This is a genomic window from Photobacterium toruni (assembly GCF_024529955.1).
Lineage (GTDB): Bacteria > Pseudomonadota > Gammaproteobacteria > Enterobacterales > Vibrionaceae > Photobacterium > Photobacterium toruni.
In genome coordinates this window covers 68403-94879 of sequence record NZ_AP024854.1, presented here as the reverse complement: position 1 = coordinate 94879, position 26477 = coordinate 68403, and the positions used below count along the sequence as shown (strand labels likewise).

25 protein-coding genes are annotated in these 26477 nt (G+C 38.8%); 13 read left to right on the top strand and 12 right to left on the bottom strand.

Annotation, left to right across the window (positions count from 1 at the left end; genetic code table 11):
* Positions 1–125: 125 nt before the first annotated feature.
* Together OC457_RS00425 and OC457_RS00420 are read left to right on the top strand one after the other, a co-directional pair.
* On the top strand, positions 126–971 hold the full coding sequence (locus OC457_RS00425; RefSeq protein WP_080174262.1) for a LysR family transcriptional regulator: 846 nt from the start codon (positions 126–128) through the stop codon (positions 969–971).
* A gap of 120 nt (positions 972–1091) precedes the next feature.
* On the top strand, positions 1092–1979 hold the full coding sequence (locus tag OC457_RS00420; RefSeq protein WP_080174261.1) for a patatin-like phospholipase family protein: 888 nt from the start codon (positions 1092–1094) through the stop codon (positions 1977–1979).
* A gap of 288 nt (positions 1980–2267) precedes the next feature.
* On the opposite strand, the gene OC457_RS00410 is transcribed toward OC457_RS00420, so the two are convergent.
* Both OC457_RS00410 and rhtB read right to left on the bottom strand, forming a co-directional pair.
* Positions 2268–3491: an EAL and HDOD domain-containing protein gene (locus OC457_RS00410; RefSeq protein WP_080174260.1), complete on the bottom strand. Its 1224-nt coding sequence runs from the start codon at positions 3489–3491 to the stop codon at positions 2268–2270.
* 76 nt (positions 3492–3567) lie between these two features.
* Positions 3568–4185, bottom strand: a complete 618-nt coding sequence (gene rhtB / locus OC457_RS00405; protein WP_080174259.1) for a homoserine/homoserine lactone efflux protein — start codon at positions 4183–4185, stop codon at positions 3568–3570.
* Between the two features lie 201 nt (positions 4186–4386).
* Here rhtB and OC457_RS00400 point away from each other — a divergent pair, with 201 nt between their 5' ends.
* Together OC457_RS00400 and OC457_RS00395 are read left to right on the top strand one after the other, a co-directional pair.
* Positions 4387–5355 (top strand): alpha/beta fold hydrolase, encoded by a 969-nt coding sequence (locus tag OC457_RS00400; RefSeq protein ID WP_235866921.1) that lies wholly within the window; start codon positions 4387–4389, stop codon positions 5353–5355.
* Positions 5356–5519: 164 nt separating this feature from the next.
* Positions 5520–6335 (top strand): Cof-type HAD-IIB family hydrolase, encoded by an 816-nt coding sequence (locus tag OC457_RS00395; RefSeq protein WP_080174258.1) that lies wholly within the window; start codon positions 5520–5522, stop codon positions 6333–6335.
* A 63-nt stretch (positions 6336–6398) separates the two neighbouring features.
* Here the strand turns inward: OC457_RS00395 and OC457_RS00390 are convergent, their stop codons facing one another.
* A complete protein-coding gene (locus tag OC457_RS00390) occupies positions 6399–6857 on the bottom strand; it encodes an EVE domain-containing protein (RefSeq protein ID WP_080174401.1) in 459 nt (152 codons plus the stop codon).
* 60 nt (positions 6858–6917) lie between these two features.
* On the opposite strand from OC457_RS00390, the gene OC457_RS00385 reads away from it, so the two are divergent.
* The 3 genes from OC457_RS00385 (at position 6918) to OC457_RS00375 (ending at position 8600) form a co-directional block, all read left to right on the top strand.
* Positions 6918–7337, top strand: a complete 420-nt coding sequence (locus OC457_RS00385) for a hypothetical protein (RefSeq protein ID WP_080174257.1) — start codon at positions 6918–6920, stop codon at positions 7335–7337.
* An 83-nt stretch (positions 7338–7420) separates the two neighbouring features.
* Positions 7421–8002, top strand: a complete 582-nt coding sequence (locus tag OC457_RS00380) for a tRNA-uridine aminocarboxypropyltransferase (RefSeq protein ID WP_080174256.1) — start codon at positions 7421–7423, stop codon at positions 8000–8002.
* Between the two features lie 130 nt (positions 8003–8132).
* Positions 8133–8600: an outer membrane lipoprotein gene (locus tag OC457_RS00375; protein WP_080174255.1), complete on the top strand. Its 468-nt coding sequence runs from the start codon at positions 8133–8135 to the stop codon at positions 8598–8600.
* Positions 8601–8672: 72 nt separating this feature from the next.
* Here the strand turns inward: OC457_RS00375 and OC457_RS00370 are convergent, their stop codons facing one another.
* Positions 8673–9407, bottom strand: coding sequence for a pilus assembly FimT family protein (locus tag OC457_RS00370; RefSeq protein ID WP_080174254.1), 735 nt, complete (start codon positions 9405–9407; stop codon positions 8673–8675).
* Between the two features lie 688 nt (positions 9408–10095).
* Here OC457_RS00370 and potE (OC457_RS00365) point away from each other — a divergent pair.
* The 4 genes from potE (OC457_RS00365) (at position 10096) to adiA (OC457_RS00350) (ending at position 18465) form a co-directional block, all read left to right on the top strand.
* On the top strand, positions 10096–11421 hold the full coding sequence (potE, locus tag OC457_RS00365) for a putrescine-ornithine antiporter (RefSeq protein ID WP_262054065.1): 1326 nt from the start codon (positions 10096–10098) through the stop codon (positions 11419–11421).
* 210 nt (positions 11422–11631) lie between these two features.
* Positions 11632–13935, top strand: a complete 2304-nt coding sequence (gene adiA / locus OC457_RS00360) for an arginine decarboxylase (RefSeq protein WP_256383464.1) — start codon at positions 11632–11634, stop codon at positions 13933–13935.
* Between the two features lie 690 nt (positions 13936–14625).
* Positions 14626–15951, top strand: a complete 1326-nt coding sequence (gene potE, locus OC457_RS00355) for a putrescine-ornithine antiporter (RefSeq protein ID WP_262054064.1) — start codon at positions 14626–14628, stop codon at positions 15949–15951.
* Between the two features lie 210 nt (positions 15952–16161).
* Positions 16162–18465, top strand: coding sequence for an arginine decarboxylase (adiA, locus tag OC457_RS00350; protein WP_080174252.1), 2304 nt, complete (start codon positions 16162–16164; stop codon positions 18463–18465).
* 497 nt (positions 18466–18962) lie between these two features.
* Here adiA (OC457_RS00350) and OC457_RS20900 read toward each other — a convergent pair whose 3' ends face one another.
* The 7 genes from OC457_RS20900 to ftnA form a co-directional block, all read right to left on the bottom strand.
* Positions 18963–19049 (bottom strand): hypothetical protein, encoded by an 87-nt coding sequence (locus tag OC457_RS20900; RefSeq protein ID WP_390948843.1) that lies wholly within the window; start codon positions 19047–19049, stop codon positions 18963–18965.
* Positions 19050–19321: 272 nt separating this feature from the next.
* A complete protein-coding gene (locus OC457_RS00340; protein WP_080174251.1) occupies positions 19322–19531 on the bottom strand; it encodes a hypothetical protein in 210 nt (69 codons plus the stop codon).
* A gap of 349 nt (positions 19532–19880) precedes the next feature.
* Complete coding sequence (cspE, locus tag OC457_RS00335) at positions 19881–20087, bottom strand: transcription antiterminator/RNA stability regulator CspE (RefSeq protein WP_036789206.1); 207 nt, start codon at positions 20085–20087, stop codon at positions 19881–19883.
* A 380-nt stretch (positions 20088–20467) separates the two neighbouring features.
* Positions 20468–21655, bottom strand: a complete 1188-nt coding sequence (locus tag OC457_RS00330; protein ID WP_080174249.1) for a BaiN/RdsA family NAD(P)/FAD-dependent oxidoreductase — start codon at positions 21653–21655, stop codon at positions 20468–20470.
* 143 nt (positions 21656–21798) lie between these two features.
* Positions 21799–22908 carry a mechanosensitive ion channel family protein gene (locus tag OC457_RS00325; RefSeq protein ID WP_080174248.1) on the bottom strand — a complete coding sequence of 370 codons (1110 nt, stop codon included), beginning with the start codon at positions 22906–22908 and terminating at the stop codon, positions 21799–21801.
* Between the two features lie 146 nt (positions 22909–23054).
* A complete protein-coding gene (gene uspB / locus OC457_RS00320) occupies positions 23055–23393 on the bottom strand; it encodes a universal stress protein UspB (protein WP_036789200.1) in 339 nt (112 codons plus the stop codon).
* A gap of 74 nt (positions 23394–23467) precedes the next feature.
* Positions 23468–23998: a non-heme ferritin gene (gene ftnA / locus OC457_RS00315; RefSeq protein ID WP_080174247.1), complete on the bottom strand. Its 531-nt coding sequence runs from the start codon at positions 23996–23998 to the stop codon at positions 23468–23470.
* Positions 23999–24252: 254 nt separating this feature from the next.
* Here ftnA and OC457_RS00310 point away from each other — a divergent pair, with 254 nt between their 5' ends.
* Both OC457_RS00310 and OC457_RS00305 read left to right on the top strand, forming a co-directional pair.
* Positions 24253–24675, top strand: coding sequence for a universal stress protein (locus OC457_RS00310; RefSeq protein WP_080174246.1), 423 nt, complete (start codon positions 24253–24255; stop codon positions 24673–24675).
* 133 nt (positions 24676–24808) lie between these two features.
* Positions 24809–25699 (top strand): carboxylate/amino acid/amine transporter, encoded by an 891-nt coding sequence (locus OC457_RS00305; RefSeq protein ID WP_080174245.1) that lies wholly within the window; start codon positions 24809–24811, stop codon positions 25697–25699.
* A 61-nt stretch (positions 25700–25760) separates the two neighbouring features.
* Here the strand turns inward: OC457_RS00305 and fre are convergent, their stop codons facing one another.
* Positions 25761–26471, bottom strand: coding sequence for an NAD(P)H-flavin reductase (gene fre, locus OC457_RS00300; RefSeq protein WP_080174244.1), 711 nt, complete (start codon positions 26469–26471; stop codon positions 25761–25763).
* Positions 26472–26477: the final 6 nt, after the last annotated feature.

The window sequence follows — 26477 nt, the reverse complement described above, 5'->3', positions numbered from 1 at the left end:
ACTACGGCTGAAAAATATCTATTTCCTTGGTTTATCATCAACAAAAACTATGGATAACAACAAGCCATTATCAGTTTCAACAATGTGATAGGCTAATAAGGTCTTTTTCGATCGAGTAGTAACTGATGGATTTACGCTTATTACGGTTTTTTATTGCTGTTTATGAAGAAAAAAATATCACCTTAGCCGCAGAACGTTGTTGTGTCTCTCAACCCTCTATATCAAGTGGCATCAAACAATTAGAACAAGAGCTAGCGACACAGCTTTTTGTGCGCCATAAAAAAGGGGTTAACCTTACCGATGAAGCGCACTACCTCTATCCATTAGCGATTCGATTATTAAATGATGTTAATACGCTGCCACAACTTTTTCAGCAACGTACTGAACGTTTACCGCTGACATTGGCCAATTTTGCCGATCTTAGTCAAAGTCAGTTAGCAATGGTGTTGGCACAACTGCATCAACACATTCCTAATCTTTTAATTGAATTGGTGGATCACGATAAAAAAGCCGATGCACGATTAACGTTAGATATGTTTAAAGCTGAAGATGAAATTTTTCTGCCACTATGGGATGAAGATTATGTTCTATGTATGCTGCCTGATCATCCACTCGCAAGTTTAACCAGTGTATCGCCACAACAATTACATCAGCATGATTTTATTGAATGTCCACCGTGTGAGGCGCATCAACAAACCATTGGCTTACTCGCATGTGATGGCTTATCGGTTAATTTAGTCGCCAAAGCTGAACATAAGACCCAAGTAATGCATTTAGTTCAAGCGGGATTAGGGATCTCTTTTCTACCTACCGGTGTATTAGAAAGCGCTAATCAATTAGTGACTGTACCGCTTGAAGGACCACGTATGTTTCGTCGGTTAGGGTTATGTTATCCCACCACTAAAACCCTTAATCCCGCATTAGCAGCTTGTATCAAGGTATTAAGCCAACGTGTTGCCATTAACCATTAACCATTAACCTAACGATTAAATTTTACCTATCACAGCAATAAGAAAAATCGAATTTTTTATTGCCGTAAATATCTTTATCCTGACATTAGAGAAAAGTCAGTTAAATAGATAGGTTACTCAATGAATACAATCCAACACACGCCCCATGCATTAGTCGTTGAAGGTGGTGCAATGCGTGGTATTTTTGCTAGCGGTGTGCTGGATGCATTCCTTGAAAATAACTATTTGCCGTTCGACTTTGCAATTGGTGTTTCAGCAGGAGCCACTAATTTAATTGGTTATTTAAGTGGTAATTATGACCGCAGCCATAAAATTATTACTCAATATTCTCGCGATCCACAATTTATTAATTTTTCTCGTTTTACCCATGGTGGTCATTTGACAGACATCGATTGGTTATGGCGTACAACTGCGCGTTATTTACCGCTTAATTTATTAAAGTATGAACAACGCCAAATTCCACTTTACGCAACAACAACCAATATAGAAACAGGCACTGCAGAATATATTAAGGTCACACGTCATAATATTACTCCGTTAATGGAAGCGACCTGCGCCCTACCTGTTGCTTATCGTCATAATCCAACCATTGATGGTGTTGCAATGAGCGACGGCGGCATTGGTGATTCAATTCCCGTTATTGAAGCCTATCGGCGTGGCGCACGTGAAATTACCGTTATTTTATCTAAACCGCTTGGATTTCATAAACCTGAAACTAAACTACCGTGGTTAATTAAATCGATGTTCCATGATCATCCCGCTTTTGCAGCAGCCATAATGACACGTGCCAGTCGTTATAATGCCGCCCTTGATTTTATTAATCATCCGCCCGCAGATTGCACTGTAACGGTCATTGCACCTAATCAAAATTTCCATGTAGGCCGTTTAACTCGCAACCTTAACAAACTAGAACAAGGGTATTTGCAAGGTAAACAAGCCGGTCATCGCATCTGCGGTATTATTCCTTGTGAAAGTGAGCATTGCGACTCAACTTCATTAGTTGCTTAACCTTTGATTACATTGTAATTATAAGTTAAAACTATCATTACAATAGATACTGACTTCATCAAAACAAAAACACATTTTGTTTTTAATCATTGATGAGGGCTCAACCATGGCACACCAAACCAATTTAATCGGTCTTGACAGTGATAAAGCCTAAGCGCTGGCTGCTGATCTCAATCAACGGCTATCTAACTACCAAATATTTTATATAAATACGCGGAGTTACTATTGGAATAGTAAAAGCAAACAAGTTTTCGAACGACATTTGAAATTTGAAGAAATTTATACGGATTATCTTGTATAATCAATTTTGGTACATTTTTCTGCCCATGTAACGGCGTGTAAATAACTTTTTTGCACCTGCTGTTCTGATAATCCTAGACCGCTACACTCGATTGCGACTTGCTGCCAATCAGCTTTATCAAAAGCATCGACTAAATTTAATACTTGTCCAAGCTCTCCTTGCCGATGTAGTAATGACGCCTGAATATGAGGCTGAAGTTTTAATAACACTAATAAATCTGCTAACGAATTATCTAATAACGCATCTAATAATGAGAACATGCCAGCCAAAAAAGCCTGCTCTTTAGGGATGGTTAATATGCTATTACTCACTAATTCTTCGCACATCTTAGCCCGTTGTAATGACAGGGCATACAGTGCCTTTGGCTTATCTAATGCTGCATGTGCGGTTGCAACCACACCGACAAACATTCGCAGTTTATCTTCCCCTAAATACACTAATGCTTGATGAAATGAACTAATGGGTTCAATGAGTCGATGATTAGCATTATTCACATACCGCAGTAATAAATAAGACAGTGATACATCACGACTAATAATCTTTTCAATATTATCAAAATCAACAGGCTCACAACTAATGGCTTGTAATAATTGAATAGTGATCAATTCAGATGCAGCAACTTTGCGGTGCTTTAATATTTCAGGACGACTAAAATAATAACCTTGAAAAAAATCAAATCCTGCTACGAGTGATGCTTGAAAAGCGGCATACGTTTCAACTTTTTCAGCTAAAAACTTCACTTTTAAATGGCGATTATTTCGTACAAAGTCACATGCTTTTTCTAAACCCAGCATTAATAAATCAAGTTTAATAATATGTACATAACGAAAGAAACGTTGCCATCTGCTGTCATACTCAAAATCATCAAGTGCAATCACATACCCCTTTTGATGAAGATGTTTTATCGCTAAAAACAGCTCATCATTAGGAGTGCAAGTCTCTAGTATTTCAATAACCACTTTATTTTTTGGTAATAGCAATGGCATTAAATTTACTAAACAATTGTGAGGGAAATTAATAAAGTTTCGTTGACCTTTTAAGATATGATCATTACCAATGGCCATATAATTTTCCAGTACAAGTCGACATGTTGCTTCGTTAGCATCAATCACAGGAAAAGCATTACACTCTCCATCACGAAATAACAGCTCATGACCAATCGTTTGTTGGCGGCGGTTAAATATAGGCTGACGAGCAACATAAGAAAACATGGAAATAATACCCTTTTAGACCACAACAATTAATGGCAGATTATCACAAGATACCAACCTCGAAATATCATCTATATTATGCACGAGCTAAAGCAAGTAATGCACCACAACCAATAAACATTGATCCAAAGATACGGTTAAGACGTGTCATTACAGTCGCTGAACGAATATAGTGGGTAAAACGCGACGCTAAGCTGACATAAAATAGCATCACACTGGCATCAATAATGAGTGTCGTTCCCCCTAAAATAAGTAATTGTGGTAATTGCAGCTGAGTTGCATTAATAAATTGTGGAAATAAAGCAACTAAAAATACAATCGTTTTAGGGTTGGTTAAATTCACCAGCACCGCGCGTCGAAACAAACACCCAGCGGTCACTGATTGATCAACATTTTCAATAGATAATGCGTTATGCTCGCGCCACTTTTGAATACCAAGCCAAATTAAATATGCCGCGCCAATCCATTTGATTAATGTAAATGCTACAACAGATTGAGCAACCAAGGCACCTAATCCAACCCCCACCAAAACAATATGAACCGCCATTCCTAATTGTAAACCAACGATGGATGCTAATGACTTACGCCAGCCATAAACCATACCATTACTGATCGAATTAATAGTGCCAGATCCAGGTGCAAAACTAAAAACAATAGCAGCAACAACGTAAGCTAGCCAAATCTCAACGCTCATTGATACTCCTTTCTGATCGTATCAAATAATTAAAAAGCGTGTTATACCTTAATCTTTGATTAACAAGCAACTTATTGCTTTGTTCCGCTATGGTCAATAAATCATGTATACTGGTAAAAATGATAATAAGCAACGAGATAGCTTGTCGATACCAATATCATTCAATACTTTGCCTCGTAGTTCACAACTTTCGGAAACGTTATGATCCTCTCCACCGTGCCTTTTTCACAAGAAGCTAGCTTTAATACTATGATGGCAGGTCCAATTACTGCATTGTGGCAACAACGGCATCAGGGCACATTACTGGGTGTTAATCAATGCCAATTAAGTTGGGTTAGTTTAACCCCTGGTAAAAGTGATAAAGTGATTGTAATTGTAAATGGCCGTATCGAAAGTTATTGCAAATACCAAGAGCTATTTTTTGATTTAATCAATCAGGGCTATCATATCTATGCCCTTGATCATCGTGGCCAAGGAATGTCACAACGATTAATAGCTGATACCGAAATGGGTTATATCGATCAATTTGATAATTACGTGACTGACCTTCATACTTTTATTACTGATATCGTTAAACCCCAAGGCTACCAACATCTCTTTTTATTAGGTCACTCAATGGGTGGAGCAATCAGCAGTTTACTGCTTTCACGCTACCCTAAACTGATTGATAGAGCCGTGCTAAGTGCACCAATGCATGGTATTTATATAAAGCCTGGATTGCGTTTTTTTGCCGAACCGCTAGCACGCTTTAATGATTATATTCATCGTCAACCAACCTATGCGCCAGGACAACGTTCTTATTACCCTAAACCGTTTGCGAACAATCCATTAACCCATAGTAATATTCGTTTTCAATGGACTAAAATACTCTACCAACAACAACCACAATTACGCTTAGGCGGCGCCAGTAATCGCTGGGTCTGGCAAAGTATTGCGGCAACACGTCAATGTCTTATTGAAGCAAAAAATATCAGTACCCCAACATTAATATTACAAGGTAGTGCTGATCATATTGTCGATAATCAAGCCCATCATCATTTTTGCCAACAAACACCACACTGTAGTCAACTAATAACAATTGCTGATGCCCATCACGAATTATTATTTGAAAGTGATCAATATCGTAATATTGCTTTAACTGAAATTTGCAACTACTTTGCTATACCATAACCGTAAATAACCTCAAAAAGGCTACGCCATCACAAAAATAAAAGCGGAAAGATTTATTGCTAACATCAACCCCTTTTTATCTCTCATAGTAGTTTAAGATTACCGACTCACGTTCGATCTCGTTATCTTTATTTTCGCTATATTTCTATTTATTGAGAGTGTTCATGTATCAAATTGTTGCTTCAGATTTAGATGGCACATTATTAAATCCCGAACATAAAATCGCGCCATTTACCCGTGATGTATTACAACGTCTTGCCCAACAACAAATAAATTTCGTATTTGCAACAGGTCGTCATCATATTGATGTTGCAGAGATACGTGAAAAATTAGCCATTCCAGCCTATATGATCACCTCTAATGGTGCCCGCGTACATAACACTCAAGGTGAACTCGTCTTTCAGCAAGATCTGAGTGCTGAAGTTATTCGTGGTGTCATTGGGCTCGCCAAAAATGATCCTGCGCTACATATTCATATCTACTGTGGCGATCAATGGCTACTTAATCATGACAATGAGCAATTAAAAGAATTCCATGATAGCTTTAGTTATCACTTGTATGATGCTAACAATCCTCCCGTTGAAAACGTCGCTAAAGTCTTCTTTACCCGTGAAGATGGCGATCATGAAGCTCTGGTGAAATGGGAACAAATTTTTAATGCGCATTTTGGTGACAAAGCCAATATTGCGTTTTCGACTCCATGGTGTCTTGAAGTGATGGATGCTGGCGTATCAAAAGGTCATGCACTTCAAGCGGTAGCGGAAGCTCTAGGCTATAAGTTGGCTGACTGTATCGCCTTTGGTGATGGTATGAATGATGCAGAAATGCTAGCAATGGCAGGTAAAGGTCTTGTTATGAGTACCTCACACGAAAAAGTGAAATTAGCACTACCTGATAATGAAATTATCGGCTCTAACGCTGATGAAGCAGTCGCGCACTATTTAGAACAACATTTATTAACGCCTTCGGTAACATTGTAAGTTTCTCTTAGCTATAACATAAATCAGTGACAGTCATAGCACACTATGTTGTCACTGCTTTCTTTAAAATTGCCCAGTCATGACTAATATTTGTTGCCATTGCGCAGCTGTCACGGGCATAACACTGAGTCGATTACCCCGTTTAACTAATGGCATTTCAGCTAATTCAGGTACTTTTTTCATTCGCGCTAAACTCACTAAGCGTAGATGTTGCTGATACTTTATATCGACCATTACCCATGGCGGGTTTGCAGGCGTCGCTTTAGGATCATAGTAAGCACTTGTCGGCTCAAATTGGAAATGATCAGGGTATGCTTCTTTAACCACGTTAGCGATTCCAACAACCCCTATCTCTTTACAAGAAGAATGATAAATCAATACCTGATCGCCACATTTAATCTCATCTCGTAGCATATTTCTTGCCTGATAATTTCGAACCCCTTCCCACGGTGAAACTTTTTGTTGTTTTAAAGTGTCTATTGAAAAGGTATCTGGTTCGGTTTTAAATAACCAATACGCCATTGATTGTCCTAATTGTGCTAATTTCAATGTTGAAATTGAGCCTACCATAGAGAGTATAAAATGACATACCCACGTTTATCACTTGCATTGCTGTTAGCGGCAACAACTTTATCAGGCTGTGCGAGTTGGATGCCTACCGCCTTTAAAAGTGATCCTGCTGAATCACAATGGGTAGGTAACTATAAAAGTGATACCGAAATGGGATTAACTACACATCTCCACTTAGCTGATGATCATGCTGCAACAACAACTTACACTTATACTAATGGTGACCCAGATTTACTTGAAACCGGTCATTGGCAAGCACTTAACCCAACCAGTGTAAAAGTGACCATGACAACCCATCAAGGGCGACCATTAAATAGCGAACGTATCTATAGTTATGATCCCCACTCAGAACAATTAAGTACTCAACAAGAGACTGTCGATGGCCAAACCTATGAGTTAGGGGTTGAAGGGTTAATTCTCCAACGTCAATAAATATACCAATCTTATTCTCTATCGTGACTCAAAGGTGGCGTTATGCCACACTGCCACCTTTATTGTTTACTTCGAGAGAAATTATGGCTTGTCAGCGTTGCGGTTTTCAATTTAATTGTATCTGTGATATTGAACCACAATTACAATCAACGGCCGACTTTGTACTTCTTACTCATTCACGCGAACGCAATAAAGATACCAATACTGGTGTGTTAATGACCCGTACACAGCCTAGTTGCCGCGTCGAAATGTGGCACCGAACAGAACCACCACAAGCATTATTAAATCAGCTACAGAACCCTCATTATCAACCATGGTTAGTTTTTCCTAGCGATGAACAACACCCCCCCATGCATCTAACACTACCGATAGACAATGATCGTAAAATATTATTCATTATTCTTGATGCAACCTGGCAAGAAGCACGAAAAATGGTACGAAAAAGTCCATGGTTAAGCCAATTACCTCGAATTGCTTTAACGCCCCAGCAAACATCGACTTATGCCCTACGTCGTAATCAACAAGATGGCAATTTATGTACCTGTGAAGTGGGTATTGAATTATTGAATCAATTGCACGAGCATCAACAAGCACAGCAATTACAAAGCTATTATGATCGTTTTATCAATACCTATCATGCAGATAAAAGTGGTCATGCTAAATAAACCTAGCTTTCGTTAGTGATCTCAAATAATTGTTTTTGTAAAATCAGATTTACTGCTTTATTTTCTAAATAAAAAGGCTCAAATTAGCAACAATTATTTTATACACTGTATTTTTAGCGAAGCATATTCAATGAAAACCAAACTTCTTGCTGTCATCATTATAGCCTCAACTTTCGGTCTCGCTGGCTGTGCGACCAACCCTTATGGCAATGCCTACAATGTAAATGATGCGCGTCAAATGCAACAAGTCTATTACGGTACGGTAGTACGTACTCAAGCGGTGACTCTAAATGGTAATGGTAATGGGATTGGCACATTAGCCGGAGGGGCTATTGGTGGCATTCTAGGATCAGGGGTTGGCGGCGGAACAGGCTCTGAAATTGCCTCTATTGGTGGTGCATTACTTGGTGGTTATTTAGGTAATGCCGCAGGTAATCAGGTGACTAAGCGTAATGGTGTTAACCTAACCATAAAAATGGATAGCGGTCGTACCGTTTCAATCGTCCAACAGGTCAACTCTCAAGTAATGTTCCATACAGGCGAACGCGTTCAAATAAATGAAAGCGCCGATGGTACTTCACGAGTAACGCCGGCTTAATTGTTACCCATAAAACGCAATAATTAAAAAAGGCGCTTACTTGCGCCTTTTTATATCATCATTCACCTTATATCAGCATTTATCATCAACAACTTTAATCATAGGAGCATTAAGACTAGGTAAATTATCACCTGCGCTACCTTTACCCTCTGTTGGCTGATGACAAATAGTAAAATAGCTATCTAATTTAAATGGCTTTAATACATAAGGGCAAATTCCTTTCTGCCAAATTTTCTTATGTAGCTGATATAACTTATTTCGCCAACCTGACGTAGATTTACCATCGTTAGCGTTCGACTGCGCTTTTCCAGACGCCGCATCACCCGCCGCTAAATCAAAATACATTACATAACAATGACGATTTAAAATTTGTGACTGCGTAAGGCCTGATAAATTCTTTAATGAAAAGACCATCATCCCCGTATTTAATTGCAGCTTATTGCCTGCCCAATCACTCCAAAAATGATCACCTAACGCAAGTTTCTTTATATCAATAGGATAATGATACCAAGCATTCGATGAAGCTAAGGATTGAACAATACCGCTGTTTGTTGCCGTCGGATAACCATTAGCTATTGCGATTCCATCAACAGTATCGCTTAATGCCGTTTCCTTTCCCTCAATCATCGCTTTCGCATTCACCGTTGCAATAGTCGATTTCAAGGTTGCCGCTAACTGCTGTAAGTCTGCCTTACGTGCATCTGACTGTATACTCATAAATTTAGGTGCAGCAATCACGGCTAAGATACCTAAAATGACAATGACGATCACAAGCTCTATTAATGTAAAACCTAATTTATGCTTCACGATACCACCAGAATATCAAAAATAAATACCATACTAACACTTAACCACTTAACCACTTGAAAGTCAGTAACGATTTTATAGCTAAAATAAATGACATATAAATAGGGCGATAAAAAATCTAATAATCATCAAAAAAATGCTCATTAGAGATAGATTAAATATATCTTAATCCCTTATTTAAAAAAAATAAAAACAAATTAAAACGACTTTAATTTCATTTCATTCGCATAACTATTTAAATATATTAACTTTATCATTCTAAGTAAGAGCAATATTTTAAATAAAACAAATACACAACCACTTGTTATAAATGGATTTTAAAATAAAAAAACAATAATCACTTCGATTTGACACCTATTTTTCTTAAAAAACCGGAATCGAATAACAATATTATTTATGACATTACTCTCTAAATATGCAACGTTTCTTTGCGCTTTTACGGTTTTTTTTTTATCAAAATAGCAGCATCATAGCCCTCGTTAAATAGCTAAACGGCAATGCGATTAAATAAAAATAATAGAACTAAGTATTTTTTAATTTATTTTTTTTGTTAGCTAACATAATCAAAAAAAATAATTTAACAATTACCTTTTATTTATATTATTTAAGCTGCATGACTTTATTTTTCATTACGATAAATAAACTATATATATAGCGTTTATATCCTTCCTGATTATAGGTAAATATAATGTCATCAGATACTGGCACTAAAAAAATGGGACTTGTCGGCTTAACTGTACTTGTTGCAGTTAACATGATGGGTTCCGGTATTATTATGCTACCAGCAAGCTTGGCGCAAGTTGGTGCAATCTCAATGTTATCTTGGATTGTAACTGCGTTAGGCGCAATGTGTATTGCTTATACATTCGCTAAATGTGGTGCATTTTGTAAGCGCTCTGGCGGTATGTCAGCTTACGCAGAAGAAGCACACGGAAAATCATCTTTCTTCATCTCATCTTACACTTACTACGTGTGTTTGGTTATTAGCTGTGTTGCCATTGCCGTTTCTGCGCTAGGCTACATCAAACCGTTTATGCCTTGGCTTGATACACCGATTCATACATTCTTCGGTGTTGTCGCTATTCTTATTCTAACCATGGTAGCTAACTTTGGCGGTGCGAAAATTACTGGTCAAATCTCAGCATTCACTGTTTGGGGTATCATTATTCCTGTTGCTGGTCTATCTATCATCGGTTGGTGGTGGTTCGATCCACAAACATTCATGAGCGCATGGAATCCACACCACTCAGCAACTATGCACTCTGTATCTTCTGGTATCGCACTGACTTTATGGGCATTCCTAGGTATTGAATCTGCTGGTGCTAACTCTGATGCGGTTGAAAACCCAGAGCGTAACGTACCACTAGCTGTATTATTCGGTACTGGTTTCGCTGCAATCATCTACATTGCTTCTACTGGCGTTATTCAAGGTATCATTCCTAACTCAGAGCTTGCTGCATCAACTGCACCGTTTGGTCTAGTATTTAGCCACATGTTCAACCCTACTGTAGGTAACATCGTGACTCTTGCAGCAGTTATTGCATGTATCGGCTCACTACTTGGCTGGCAGTTCACTAACGCACAAGTTTCTAAAGCAGCGGCTGATGAAGGTCTATTCCCTAAAATCTTTGCTAAAACAAACAAAGCAGGCGCACCAATTGCAGGTATGTTAATCATGCTAGCCGCTGAGATTTTACTAGCGGTAATGACTATCTCTCCTAACTTGATCAGCCAGTTCAACGCACTATTGAACCTTGCAGTATTTATTAACATGGTACCTTACATCCTATCGATGACAGGTCTTGAAGTACTACTTCGCAAGAACATGGTATCTCAAAAGCAATACCGTCTTGGTGCAACTGTAGGTACATTAGCTGTTCTTTACAGTATCTATGGTGTGTACGCTTGTGGTTCTACCGCAGTATTTGGCGGTACCATTCTGATGTTACTTGGTTATATCTTCTACGGCTTCATTGCTGCACGTGATACTAAACCAACAGTTAAAGCAAACTAATTAAAGATTTAATAAATTCGATATAAAGAAATTTATTAATAACTCGCTAGAACGGAAATGGGAATAAATAATAAATACGCTGATAATTAATTTTTAATAAACAGCATTATTTATTCTCTTTCTAAAATATTCGGTCAGATTTTTATTACTTCATAAATCTATGTTGCGGTAAAACACATCTGCCACTAATTATTTTATTCAGGCATTATTATGAACAACAATAGTACTAATAATAAAATGCGTGCTCTCGTTATTGAGCACCAAAATATTACGCCAAACAGCTTTGCAGATCGTGCAACTAAGTCACTCGTTGCTGAACTACAAAATCGCTCTATCGAAATCATCACTGCAACTTCTTACGAAGATGCACGCGCAGTTATTCTGTCTTCTCAAATCGACAGCCTAGTATTAGCACTAGAAAAAACTGAAGAGCAAATCGTTAACTCTCACGAAGAAGTTGATTTGTTAGCAGCACTACAAGCACGTCAATCTGAAGTGCCAGTATTTCTACTAGCAGAACGCGCTCGTACCTCTATTCTTAACAACCGCCAGTTAATGGAACGTGTTGATGAGTGTTACTCAGTACTAGAAGATACTGCTGATTTCGTTGCTGGCCGTATCGTTGCTTCTATGCGTCGTTACCGTGCACAAGTGCTACCACCGTTTATGAAAGCGATGATGCACTACAACGACATCCATGAGTACTCATGGTCTGCACCAGGTCACCAAGGTGGTATCGGTTTTACTAAGACCCCTGCTGGTAACCAATTCTTTGAATTCTTCGGCGAAAACTTGTTCCGTACCGATATGGGTATCGAACGTGCTGCACTAGGCTCATTACTTGACCACAGTGGCGCATTTAAAGATTCAGAAGTTGAAGCGGCTAAGATCTTCGGTGCTCACCAGTCTTACTCTGGTATCGTAGGTACTTCAGGTTCAAACCGTACTATCATGCAAGCATGTATGAAAGATGATGACATTGCTATCTGTGACCGTAACTGTCACAAATCAATCGAGCAAGGTCTGATCCTAACTGGCGCGCGTCCAATCTACATGGTGCCTAGCCGTAACTGCTACGGTATCATCGGTCCAATCAGCAAAGTTCAAATGAGCAAAGAAGGCATTGCGCTTAAAGCGAAAAATGCGGGCATTCCCTTCAACGCTGATGAGAAAAAAGCAAGCTACGCTGTAGTAACTAACTGTACTTACGACGGTTTATGTTACCACTCAGAAGTGACTGAAGCGCTACTAGGCGAAAGCTCTAGCCGTATTCACATGGATGAAGCTTGGTTTGGTTACGCACGTTTTAACCCTATCTACAAGGGTCACTTCGCAATGCGTGGCGATGCTAAAGACCACACAGGTCCTACAGTATTTGCAACTCACTCAACGCACAAGTTATTGAATGCATTGTCTCAAGCATCATACATTCACGTACGTAACGGTGAAAACGCGATTAACTTCGATCGTTTCAACCAAGCTTACATGATGCACACTTCAACATCACCACTATACGCAATCTGTGCGTCTAACGATGTTGCTGCGAACATGATGAAAGGCGAAAGTGGTCTATCGCTAACTAACGAAGTTAACCGCGAAGCGATCATCTTCCGTCAAAACATGCGTCAACTATTCAACGATTACACGGCTGAAAACGATTGGTTCTTCAAGCCTTGGAACGCTGAAACTGTTACCGAAATGAACGGTGATAAAGTTAATTTCGAAGACGCTTCTGTTGAGTCTCTAATGACTATCCAACAGAACTGGAAATTGACTCCTGGTGACAAGTGGCACGGCTTTGACGAAATCGACAATGACTGGTGTATGCTTGATCCAATCAAAGTTAGCTTGCTAACTCCGGGTCTTGACGACAACGGTAACTTCCTAGAAACCGGTGTTCCAGCAGCACTTGTAACAGCATACCTAAGCCATTTCGGTATCGTACCAACACGTACTACTGACTTCCAAGTAATGTTCCTATTCTCAATGGGTATTACTAAAGGTAAGCGTGACACATTGATCAACACATTGTTGTCATTCAAGCGTCACTACGATGCAAACGCAGATATCGAAACATTACTGCCTGAGCTAGTAGCCTCTGCGCCAGAAGTTTACCGTGGTCTTGGCCTGAAAGATCTTGGCGAGCGTATGTACAAGTACCTAGTACGTCATAACCCAAGCCAAGTACTGAACCACGCTTACTCAAGCCTTCCAGAAATGGAAGTGAAGCCACGTACTGCTTATCAGTTTGTCGTATCTGATGAAGTAGAGCTAGTACCTTCTGACAAGCTTGTTGGTCGTGTTGCAGCGAACTCTGTTATTCCTTACCCACCAGGCATTCCAATGCTAATGGGTGGCGAAAACTTCGGTGATGATACAAGTCCTCAAATCCAGTACTTGAAAGCACTAGAAGCATGGGATGCAGAATTCCCTGGTTTCGAACACGAAACTGAAGGCGCTGAAATCGAAGACGGTAAATACCACGTTCTTTGTATCAAAAAAGACGCACTATAATCGACTAAATCGATAACGTGACTGCCTTTCAATCCCTCGCAGGTAACTGCGGGGGATTTTTACACATACAACAATTAATCCCTTAAAAGCATAAAAACAATAAATACCGCAACCAAACCCTTAAAAACATACCTATAAGCAATATAATTATGCTTTTAATTAACATTAAAAATAATACAAGTTAAGTATCGCTTAAATAGATAATCAAAAAAAAATCATCTAAAACAAGTGACTATCCATTCAAGCAAATAGAATAAGTATTTTTATCGTCTTTGTTTTTACACATCCTCATTATCAGTATGTGAGAATTTTAACTCATTGTAAATAATACCTTTTAATTTTAAGCAATCGCTCTAACTGAATTGATCTACAAAAAAAATGAACGAATAATGATACTAAATGCAACATTGGACACTAAAAATGCAATGCTTTATTCCGTTTTTACGGTTTTATTTTTATGAAAACAGCGCATTATATATCTCGTACTCAAGGAAATAGAGTTCAACTTAAAATATAATTCTTATCAAAATAGAGTTATATTTTAATTATTTTATTAGTACTCGTTTCAATGAAATAATTAAAAACTTATTATTTATATAATAATTAATTCACCATGGATCAGGTTTATTAAATAAAACTAAATCTAATTTTAAATAAGATTTAGCCTCCTTCTAATCATAGGTGAATATAATGTCATCAGATACTGGCACTAAAAAAATGGGCCTTGTCGGCTTAACTGTACTTGTTGCAGTTAACATGATGGGTTCCGGTATTATTATGCTACCAGCAAGCTTGGCGCAAGTTGGTGCAATCTCAATGTTATCTTGGATTGTAACTGCGTTAGGCGCAATGTGTATTGCTTATACATTCGCTAAATGTGGTGCATTTTGTAAGCGCTCTGGCGGTATGTCAGCTTACGCAGAAGAAGCACACGGAAAATCATCTTTCTTCATCTCATCTTATACTTATTACGTGTGTTTGGTTATTAGCTGTGTTGCTATTGCCGTTTCTGCTTTAGGTTACATCAAACCGTTTATGCCTTGGCTTGATACACCAATGCACACATTCTACGGTGTTGTCGCTATTCTTATCTTCACAATGGTAGCTAACTTTGGCGGTGCGAAAATCACTGGTCAAATCTCAGCATTCACTGTTTGGGGTATCATTATTCCTGTTGCTGGTCTATCTATCATCGGTTGGTGGTGGTTCGATCCACAAACATTCATGAACGCATGGAACCCACATCACGATACTACAATGCACTCTGTATCTTCTGGTATCGCACTGACTTTATGGGCATTCCTAGGTATTGAATCTGCTGGTGCTAACTCTGATGCGGTTGAAAACCCAGAGCGTAACGTACCACTAGCTGTATTATTTGGTACTGGTTTCGCAGCGATTGTTTACATTGCTTCTACTGGCGTTATTCAAGGTATTATTCCTAACTCAGAGCTTGCTGCATCAACTGCACCGTTTGGTCTAGTATTTAGCCACATGTTCAACCCTACTGTAGGTAACATCGTGACTCTTGCAGCAGTTATTGCATGTATCGGCTCACTACTTGGCTGGCAGTTCACTAACGCACAAGTTTCTAAAGCAGCGGCTGATGAAGGTCTATTCCCTAAAATCTTTGCTAAAACAAACAAAGCAGGCGTACCAATTGCAGGTATGTTAATCATGCTAGCCGCGGAGATTTTACTAGCGGTAATGACTATCTCTCCTAACTTGATCAGTCAGTTCAACGCACTATTGAACCTTGCAGTATTTATTAACATGGTACCTTACATCCTATCGATGACAGGTCTTGAAGTACTACTTCGCAAGAACATGGTATCTCAAAAGCAATACCGTCTTGGTGCAACTGTAGGTACATTAGCTGTTCTTTACAGTATCTATGGTGTGTATGCTTGTGGTGCAACTGCTGTATTCGGCGGTACCATTCTGACACTACTTGGTTATATCTTCTACGGCTTCATTGCTGCACGTGATACTAAACCAACAGTTAAAGCAAACTAATTAAAGATTTAATAAATTCGATATAAAGAAATTTATTAATAACTCGCTAGAACGGAAATGGGAATAAATAATAAATACGCTGATAATTAATTTTTAATAAACAGCATTATTTATTCCCTTTCTAAAATATTCGGTCAGATTTTTATTACTTCATAAATCTATGTTGCGGTAAAACACATCTGCCACTAATTATTTTATTCAGGCATTATTATGAACAACAATAGTACTAATAATAAAATGCGTGCTCTCGTTATTGAGCACCAAAATATTACGCCAAACAGCTTTGCAGATCGTGCAACTAAGTCACTCGTTGCTGAACTACAAAATCGCTCTATCGAAATCATCACTGCAACTTCTTACGAAGATGCACGCGCAGTTATTCTGTCTTCTCAAATCGACAGCCTAGTATTAGCACTAGAAAAAACTGAAGAGCAAATCGTTAACTCTCACGAAGAAGTTGATTTGTTAGCAGCACTACAAGCACGTCAATCTGAAGTGCCAGTATTTCTACTAGCAGAACGCGCTCGTACCTCTATTCTTAACAACCGCCAGTTAATGGAACGTGTTGATGAGTGTTACTCAGTACTAGAAGATACTGCTGATTTCGTTGCTGGCCGTATCGTTGCTTCTATGCGTCGTTACCGTGCACAAGTGCTACCACCGTTTATGAAAGCGATGATGCACTACAACGACATCCATGAGTACTCATGGTCTGCACCAGGTCACCAAGGTGGTATCGGTTTTACTAAGACCCCTGCTGGTAACCAATTCTTTGAATTCTTCGGCGAAAACTTGTTCCGTACCGATATGGGTATCGAACGTGCTGCACTAGGCTCATTACTTGACCACAGTGGCGCATTTAAAGATTCAGAAGTTGAAGCGGCTAAGATCTTCGGTGCTCACCAGTCTTACTCTGGTATCGTAGGTACTTCAGGTTCAAACCGTACTATCATGCAAGCATGTATGAAAGATGATGACATTGCTATCTGTGACCGTAACTGTCACAAATCAATCGAGCAAGGTCTGATCCTAACTGGCGCGCGTCCAATCTACATGGTGCCTAGCCGTAACTGCTACGGTATCATCGGTCCAATCAGCAAAGTTCAAATGAGCAAAGAAGGCATTGCGCTTAAAGCGAAAAATGCGGGCATTCCCTTCAACGCTGATGAGAAAAAAGCAAGCTACGCTGTAGTAACTAACTGTACTTACGACGGTTTATGTTACCACTCAGAAGTGACTGAAGCGCTACTAGGCGAAAGCTCTAGCCGTATTCACATGGATGAAGCTTGGTTTGGTTACGCACGTTTTAACCCTATCTACAAGGGTCACTTCGCAATGCGTGGCGATGCTAAAGACCACACAGGTCCTACAGTATTTGCAACTCACTCAACGCACAAGTTATTGAATGCATTGTCTCAAGCATCATACATTCACGTACGTAACGGTGAAAACGCGATTAACTTCGATCGTTTCAACCAAGCTTACATGATGCACACTTCAACATCACCACTATACGCAATCTGTGCGTCTAACGATGTTGCTGCGAACATGATGAAAGGCGAAAGTGGTCTATCGCTAACTAACGAAGTTAACCGCGAAGCGATCATCTTCCGTCAAAACATGCGTCAACTATTCAACGATTACACGGCTGAAAACGATTGGTTCTTCAAGCCTTGGAACGCTGAAACTGTTACCGAAATGAACGGTGACAAAGTTAATTTCGAAGACGCTTCTGTTGAGTCTCTAATGACTATCCAACAGAACTGGAAATTGACTCCTGGTGACAAGTGGCACGGCTTTGACGAAATCGACAATGACTGGTGTATGCTTGATCCAATCAAAGTTAGCTTGCTAACTCCGGGTCTTGACGACAACGGTAACTTCCTAGAAACAGGTGTTCCAGCAGCACTTGTAACAGCATACCTAGGTCGTTTCGGTATCGTTCCAACACGTACTACTGACTTCCAAGTAATGTTCCTATTCTCAATGGGTATTACTAAAGGTAAGCGTGACACATTGATCAACACATTGTTGTCATTCAAGCGTCACTACGATGCAAACGCAGATATCGAAACATTACTGCCTGAGCTAGTAGCCTCTGCACCAGAAGTTTACCGCGGTCTTGGCCTTAAAGATCTTGGTAACAAGATGTTTGAATACCTAGTACGTCATAACCCAAGCCAAGTACTGAACCACGCTTACTCAAGCCTTCCAGAAATGGAAGTGAAACCACGTACTGCTTACCAGTTCGTTGTATCTGATGAAGTAGAGCTAGTACCTTCTGACAAGCTTGTTGGTCGTGTTGCAGCGAACTCTGTTATTCCTTACCCACCAGGCATTCCAATGCTAATGGGTGGCGAAAACTTCGGTGATGATACAAGTCCTCAAATCCAGTACTTGAAAGCACTAGAAGCATGGGATGCAGAATTCCCTGGTTTCGAACACGAAACTGAAGGCGCTGAAATCGAAGACGGTAAATACCACGTTCTTTGTATCAAAAAAGACGCACTATAATCGATTAAATCGATAACGTGACTGTCTTAAATCCCTGCTCTTTGAGTGGGGATTTTTTTTACTTACAAATAATCCGTCACGATATAAAGACTAACAAGGTACATAAAGAAACGAGAGATAAAGCGGGTGATATAAACAAGCAGTAACATACCACAGAGTAAATAGAGTAGAAGTGGAAGGGAAAACAGGTAGCTGGCGGTTTTATTGCTGCTTCCTTGCAGCTTTGTTTTTTTATCTACACGTCGAAATTAAGGGTTAACAACAAGGTTAACGGCAATAGAATACTCATCAAAGCTGAACCTAAACTTATACCATTGCAATTTAAAAGATAAGCCACTCATTAATATAATAACAATGACATACAGTATAAATACAGCATCTCAAATTATAGCCATAAAAAATGCCGGCCTTAGCCAGCATTTTATCAACGATAATCCATCAAATTATAGCACTACTACGGTTACAGCTTGCAGCCCCTTTGGCATTACTCAAACTTTCTAACCGTCAAACAATGTCTTAAGACCTTCTGAAGCGATAGTATGGATGTGAAGAAATACATCTACACCGCCGCTATCTTGAGTTATAAACTCAAAACCTTGTCCTTCGTTAAACCATGTAACAACACTGATTGTTTTTGGTGGTGATTGGGTATTTCTTAATTTGAATATGATTAAATTATCGCATAGTGCAATAATCTGAAATGATAATATTTACAAGTAACAATACGCACATCATCATTATAATAGTACCGAATTATTATAATATGTCGTTAATACTTATAGAGTAATTAAATAATGTCATTTGGCGAGAGAAGACATTTAATTAAAATCATTTCTTAATTAAATCCCCTGAGGTATTAATAAGAAATATAGAAATTACCAATTACTTTATTATTGCTATTCGTTATATTACCTGCCGCTGTTTTTTCACAGTAACTAAATGATATATCAAAATTATCTACATTACCGTTAATAAGAATATGTCGTTTTAATATATCACTGTTTAACTGGTGAATATTAGCACTCCAAGCGCGCTGTTCTTTTACTAAATTAAAATTTACTATCATTGTTTAACCTCTTGTTTTTCATTTAAATTTACAGGTGTTTCTTGACGATTTTGTTGAAACCAAAATCGTTTACGGCCTAATGAACGAGACATAAGTATCCTCAGTTTTTATTTACAATAATAATATTCAGATGATAAGAATCATCTAAAATCATTTATGCGGATTAAGTATTAAAATGCTATTTATAATAATGTAACGAAGAAAATAAGGAACGTAACGACAAATACAGATGCAGATGTTGGAAGTGTTTTATATTTCGATGATATTGTATAAATAAATTTTCAGTTAAAATATATATGCTTAAAAGTGACGTAAATGGTACAGCGACCATTTACGTCGACTTAAAATATTATAAAGCTACAACGTTTGCAGCTTGAAGACCTTTTTGGCCTTGCTCTACTTCAAAAGACACTTTTTGGCCTTCAGCAAGAGTTTTGAAACCTTCAGAAGCGATTGCACGGAAGTGAACGAATACGTCAGCACCGCCATTGTCTTGAGTAATGAAACCGAAACCTTTCTCTTCGTTGAACCACTTAACGATACCAGTAGTAGACATAATGTGTCCCTTAATATTGGATTAAAATTCATAAGATTTATCGCGATTATATCACGATGCACTGAAAGCTTGAATTATTGAATGTGACTATGAAGCTAAGGGAAACACTAAGGAATGCGACACTAACGAAGATATTCTGAGGGTTTTTCTTTTACTTGACGTTTTCATTAATAACTCCGAACAACAGAGCGACATCATTATTATGTGGTTAGCTATTATTGTAAAGATTTATTTTCCTAAAAACATCAAATAAAACCTAACGCAATGATATTACTTGGAAATATTTTATATAAAACCAAGTAATATCGATAAATAAACAGCGTTTTGGATAAATTTTGAATCTTTTTAACGTTTAAATCATCCACTTTATCGCTTAAAAATCACACATTTTGACCCGCAACATAACCAGAACTCCATGCCCACTGGAAATTATAACCGCCGAGCCAGCCACTAACATCCATCACTTCACCAGCAAAAAATAATCCAGAGATCTTTTTAGATTCCATCGTTTTTGATGACAACTCATCAGTATCAACCCCACCTAAGGTTACTTCTGCAGTGCGGTAACCTTCAGTACCATTAGGCGCAATATTCCATTGATGGAAATAGGCTGCTAACTGCTCAAATTCTTTATGATTAAGCTGTTTTAACGGTTTATCGGTAATATCACCACGCGTAATTAACACTTCAATTAAACGCTTAGGTAGCAGCCGCGATAAGGTGTTTTTAAGGCTCTGATTTGGATGCTGCTCACGTAATTCAATTAAGGTTTCAGCTAAATTAAGCATTGGCAACAAATCAATACTCACCTTTTGTCCTGGTAACCAATACGATGAAATTTGTAGAACGACAGGGCCCGATAAACCACGATGAGTAAATAATAAATTCTCTTTAAAGCTAGTACCATCCTCAGTCGTAATCACGGCGGGTACAGCGATGCCCGATAATTCTTCAAAAGCGTCTTTATCTTGCTTATGTAAGGTAAATGGTACTAAACCTGCAGTGGTTGACACCATTTTTAAGCCAAACTGCTCGGCAATTTGATAACCTAATGGGGTTGCACCCAATTTAGGCATCGACAAGCCCCCTGTCGCCACCACCAGCGATTCACAACTGATCGTTTCACCATTTACATTTAAACTAAAGCCTGTCTCTCGTTGGGTGATAGTACTAATATCAGTTTGATAACGTAAACTGATATTAGGTAAATCACATTCTGCCACCAACATTTTGACAATGTCTTTCGCTGAGTCGAGACAAAACAATTGCCCATGCTCACGCTCTTCATAATCAATGCCGTGTTGACACACTAAGCCAATAAAATCCCACTGACTATATTGTGACAATGCAGATTTAACAAAATGAGGATTACGGCAAACATAATTATGAGCAGCAACATCATTATTGGTGAAGTTACAACGACCGCCACCTGAGATTAAGATTTTACGACCCGGCTTTTTACCGTGATCAAGCACCAGCACTGAACGTCCGCGCTTACCAGCCGTAGCGGCACACATTAAGCCGGCAGCACCTGCACCAATAATTACTACATCATATTTGTTTGCCATGGATTTCAATCAGCCTTAAATGTCACTAAATAAACGCAAAAAGGATGCTAATAGTTAGCATCCTTTTTCTATTGTTGTTATTTTACCTGCCTCTAAGCCCAATACCAACCGTAATCCAATCCCTATGATTTATTCGATTAAAATCAAGCTTGTTGACGATTATCAATAGCCGTTAATGCCGTAACCGCAGCGGTGGGCATATCTAACGTCGTTGTTGGGAACGCAAAGTCAGCCCCATGCGCATGCACAATCTTAACAATCTTCAGCATCACATCTTGTTGTACTGCTTTGTATTTAACCCAATCAACAGTTTTAGTAAAGGTGTATACCAAGATATTCAATGACGATGGTCCATAAGTATCAAAACTGACGATCAAGGTTTGACGCGTTTCAATATCAGCATGGTTTTGAAGCATGATTTTAATATCATCAACCACCAGATCCACAACTGCCGCATCGCAGTAACGCAAACCGACACTTTGTTTTATTCGTCGGTTCTGCATTCGTGAAGCATTCTCAACCACTACAGAACTAAAGACTGAGTTTGGCACATACAGTGGGCGCTTATCAAAGGTACGGATCACTGTCATTCGAAATCCAATCCGTTCGATCGTACCTTCTATTTGGCGATCAGGGCTACGGATCCAATCACCCACCTTAAACGGGCGATCAAAATAAATCATCATTCCACCAAAGAAATTTGCCAGTAGATCCTTAGCGGCCATACCAACAACTAAGCCACCGACTCCACCAAAGGTCAATAACCCCGACAAACTCAAACCGAAGTTCTGCATTACAATTAAACTACTCAGCACCATTACCAATAAGCGCAATATTTTTGAAATAGCGGTAACAGTGGTGGCATCACGATGGGGGCGATTATCTAAAATGGTCTGTTCAATATTGGTGATCAACCGCATCACAATCCAAATAAAGATCCCGATCAATAATAAATGGCGTAGCGATGCTAAAAAACCACTGGAATAGGTCGTAATATTATCGACCATGATCCCTAATGCCATCAATCCGGGCCATACCCAAATACATAATGAAACTGGCGCTCGAACCGCATCAATTAAAGCATCATCCCAAATTAGATGGGTTTTATTTGCTATCGTTGCTAATCGGCGTGAAAGTAATAACCACCCACCCCATAATAATGTACTTAACAGTAGCAACAGGCCAATGTTATACATCCAATGAACAGACGCGCCTTTTTCAAGTGATGACAGCCAGATTAAAAATTGATCCATAGCTATTGAATTTCCGATACTGAAGATAAAAATGAGGTTTCATTGATAATCTATTATTATATTGATATTAATCATATAATACAGAAAGGGAATACAACAAAGAAAGTGCCACTAGAATAGTGACACCTAAAACTGCAATACAGAGATTAAAGTCCGAGAAAAGCCACCGCGAAAATAGCCACAAAAAAAGTGATCATAAAAGTACTGGCTAGTACAAACAATTTACGTACTTTCATGCACTTAGCCATAAATAACGGATCGTGATGTTTCTTATACTGCTGACTACGAATGTAATGAAATAGGCGGATCTGTTTACTCACATTACCTTGAGATGAAAAAAAACCGCGCCCATCAACCTGTTGATATAGCAAAGGATCACAATCTCTCATTACAACCAATAAAGAGCGTAGTGTACTGATATATCGACAAGTATTAACTGTTGCTACTACAAAAATCGCAACCAAAAGTGCATCACCACTGATCATAGCTATCCCCTCTTATATATCACGAGCTTATAGGGACAAAGGGGCGAAGTTTTATTTCCGTCCCCAGAATCATCTTAAGCTTGTGAGTCCATTACCGATGTTGGTACAGATTCACCTTTAGCCATCGCAGCTAAATCTTTATCAATAAAGAAGAGTGCTTTACCATCTTCACCAACTAACTCAAGTTTATCTAAAATACCTTTAAATAGTTTTTCTTCTTCGTGTTGTTCTGATACATACCACTGTAAAAAATTAAAAGTTGAATAATCTTGAGTAGAAAATGCAACATGCGCTAATTCATTAATTTTTTTAGTGATCAGTTGTTCGTGTTCATACGTTTCACGGAATACATTACCAAGTGAAGCAAACTGATGTTTTGGTGCTTCGATGGTACCTAAAATAGGTAGCGCCCCAGTTTCACTCACATAAGTAAACAAGCGTTGCATATGTTGCATCTCTTCAGCGGCATGTACACGCAAGAACGCAGCGGCACCTTCAAAACCTTTGTCTTCACACCATGCGCTCATCTGCAGGTATAAATTTGAAGAAAAGAACTCTAAATTAATTTGCTCATTAAGATTTTCAACCATTGCCTTGGCTAACATAGCACTACTCCTGTTTGTTTAAGTGTAATCAAGACATTGCCACTGTGCATTGTTAAGAATGCAATAAATGGACAAAACGTCCTTAGAAAGAGAACATCTACTAGTATAAGCTACTAAAATAACAATAAAAATAATGCAATGATTACGAAAAATAATTAACCATTTCGTAACCTATAGATGCGATCTAATCGATATTTTTAAGTCTATACCAGTGCTAACATAGATCATCATTATATAGTCATGGAATGTAAGTGATGGTTTATAAACATATTATCGCTGCTATCGATCTTTCTGAAGACAGCGCCTATCTCGTCAATAAAGCTGCCAAATTAGCACAATCATTGGATGCAAAACTATCACTGGTTCACATCGATGTTGACTATGCTGATCTCTATACGGGTTTAATTGATATTAACTTAGCAGAAATGCACGAACGTGCTGAGAGCGATGCTCAAAATAGATTACATGAGCTTGCAAGTAATGCTGGTTATCCTGTTGCTCACACCTTAGTCGGGAGTGGCGATTTAAGTGAAGAAATTTGCAGTGCGATCAAAGATCTTAATGTTGATTTAGTTATCTGTGGTCATCATCAAGATTTCTGGAGTAAAATTTTATCATCAACACGTCAACTAATTAGTCGTACACCAGTTGATTTATTGATCGTACCGCTAAAATAATCGCATCATAGATACAGCAGTTGTGATGATAATCGCTGCTGTATCGTTATCTTTCATATTGCAATTGTCATATTCCTCCTGCCACAATTTCGTTACACTGCTGTCACCCTCTATCAATACAGCTTTTTTTACGATGCGATACTTATCGATAATAACCCTATTATGGGCATTTTCATTTAGCTTAATTGGCGTTTATCTTGCAGGCCAAGTTGATGCTTGGTTTTCAGTATTAACCCGTGTGTGTTTGGCCGCTGTCGTTTTTTTGCCGTTTTTACGAACCAAACATCTACAGCCAAAACTTGCTCTTAAATTAATGGTAGTCGGCGCATTTCAACTTGGCTTAATGTATTGTTTTTACTATCAATCATTTTTGTATTTAACCGTACCAGAAGTGCTATTATTTACAATTTTCACGCCCATTTATGTCACCCTTATTTATGATGCATTACATAAACAATTTTCACCTTGGTATCTATTAAGTGCGGTGATCGCTGTAATTGGCGCGGCAGTAATTAAATTTGAGGGAATCAATCAACACTTCATTATTGGCTTTTTCATTGTTCAAGGTGCAAACCTGTGTTTTGCGATTGGACAAGTTGGTTATAAACGTATTATTGAGCAAGAGCAGGCTGATATTCCGCAACATACCGTATTTGGCTGGTTTTATTTAGGGGCGGTATGTGTCGCTGTGCCAATGTATTTATTGTTTGGTAATAGTGCCAAACTACCAACAACGCCATTGCAATGGGGAATTTTAGTTTACCTTGGTGTGATTGCTTCAGGGGTAGGCTATTTTATTTGGAATAAAGGCGCGACATTAGTCAATGCTGGCGCATTAGCGATCATGAATAATGCTCTAGTGCCCGCAGGGTTAATCGTCAATATTGTGATCTGGAATCATAATGTCGATTATCCTCGGTTAATTATTGGTGGCGGAATTATTTTATCATCATTATGGTTTAACGAAACTTGGGTGAAAAATAAAGTCACAGCTCAACGCCAGACACAAAACTCATCGTTATAGACGCGATATAATCACCAAAAAGGCGCGATAGTCGCGCCTTTTTTAACCTGTTTAATCAGGATTAAATAAATGCAAATGCATCAGCAAACATATGCTCTCGTAATGCACCTTTTTCTGTGCAGAAACGCTCTCGTGCAGCCCCTGCCATTTCAAAGCGCCCACAAACATAAAGATCATAAGCCGATAAACTCACAAAATCGTCAGCAACCGCATCTAACACATTACCCACTTTACCTTGCCAAGCTTCAGTCGCCGTTTCAACAACAGGTACATAGCTAATATTAGGGTATTGTTGTGCCAATGCTTGCATTTCATCATTCGCATACAGCTGGCACACATCACGCCCCCCCCAATAAATAAAAATCGGTTGGGTTAAACCACGACTAATACAGTTATCAACCATACTTCGAATATAAGAGAACCCAGTCCCTCCCGCGATCATCAACAATGGACGCTGACTTTCATGACGTAACCAAGCTTCACCATGAGCCGCTTCAACCGTGACGGTTTGGTGTTCACTTAATGCACGTCTCATTGTTTCAACAACTTCTAGCGCATAAGCATTATGCTCTGCAGCACCAATATGAAGTTCAAGTTCACCTTGACGACAAGGGCTGCTAGCAATCGAAAAGGGACGTTTATCTTGCTCGCCCATGACGGCTAATAAGTATTGACCCGCTTTAAAATCGAGGGCCTGTAATGGCTTTAATAAAATACGGTATGTATTACACGCCAACGGTTCAACTGACTTTACTTCACATTGGATAGACATGGTTTT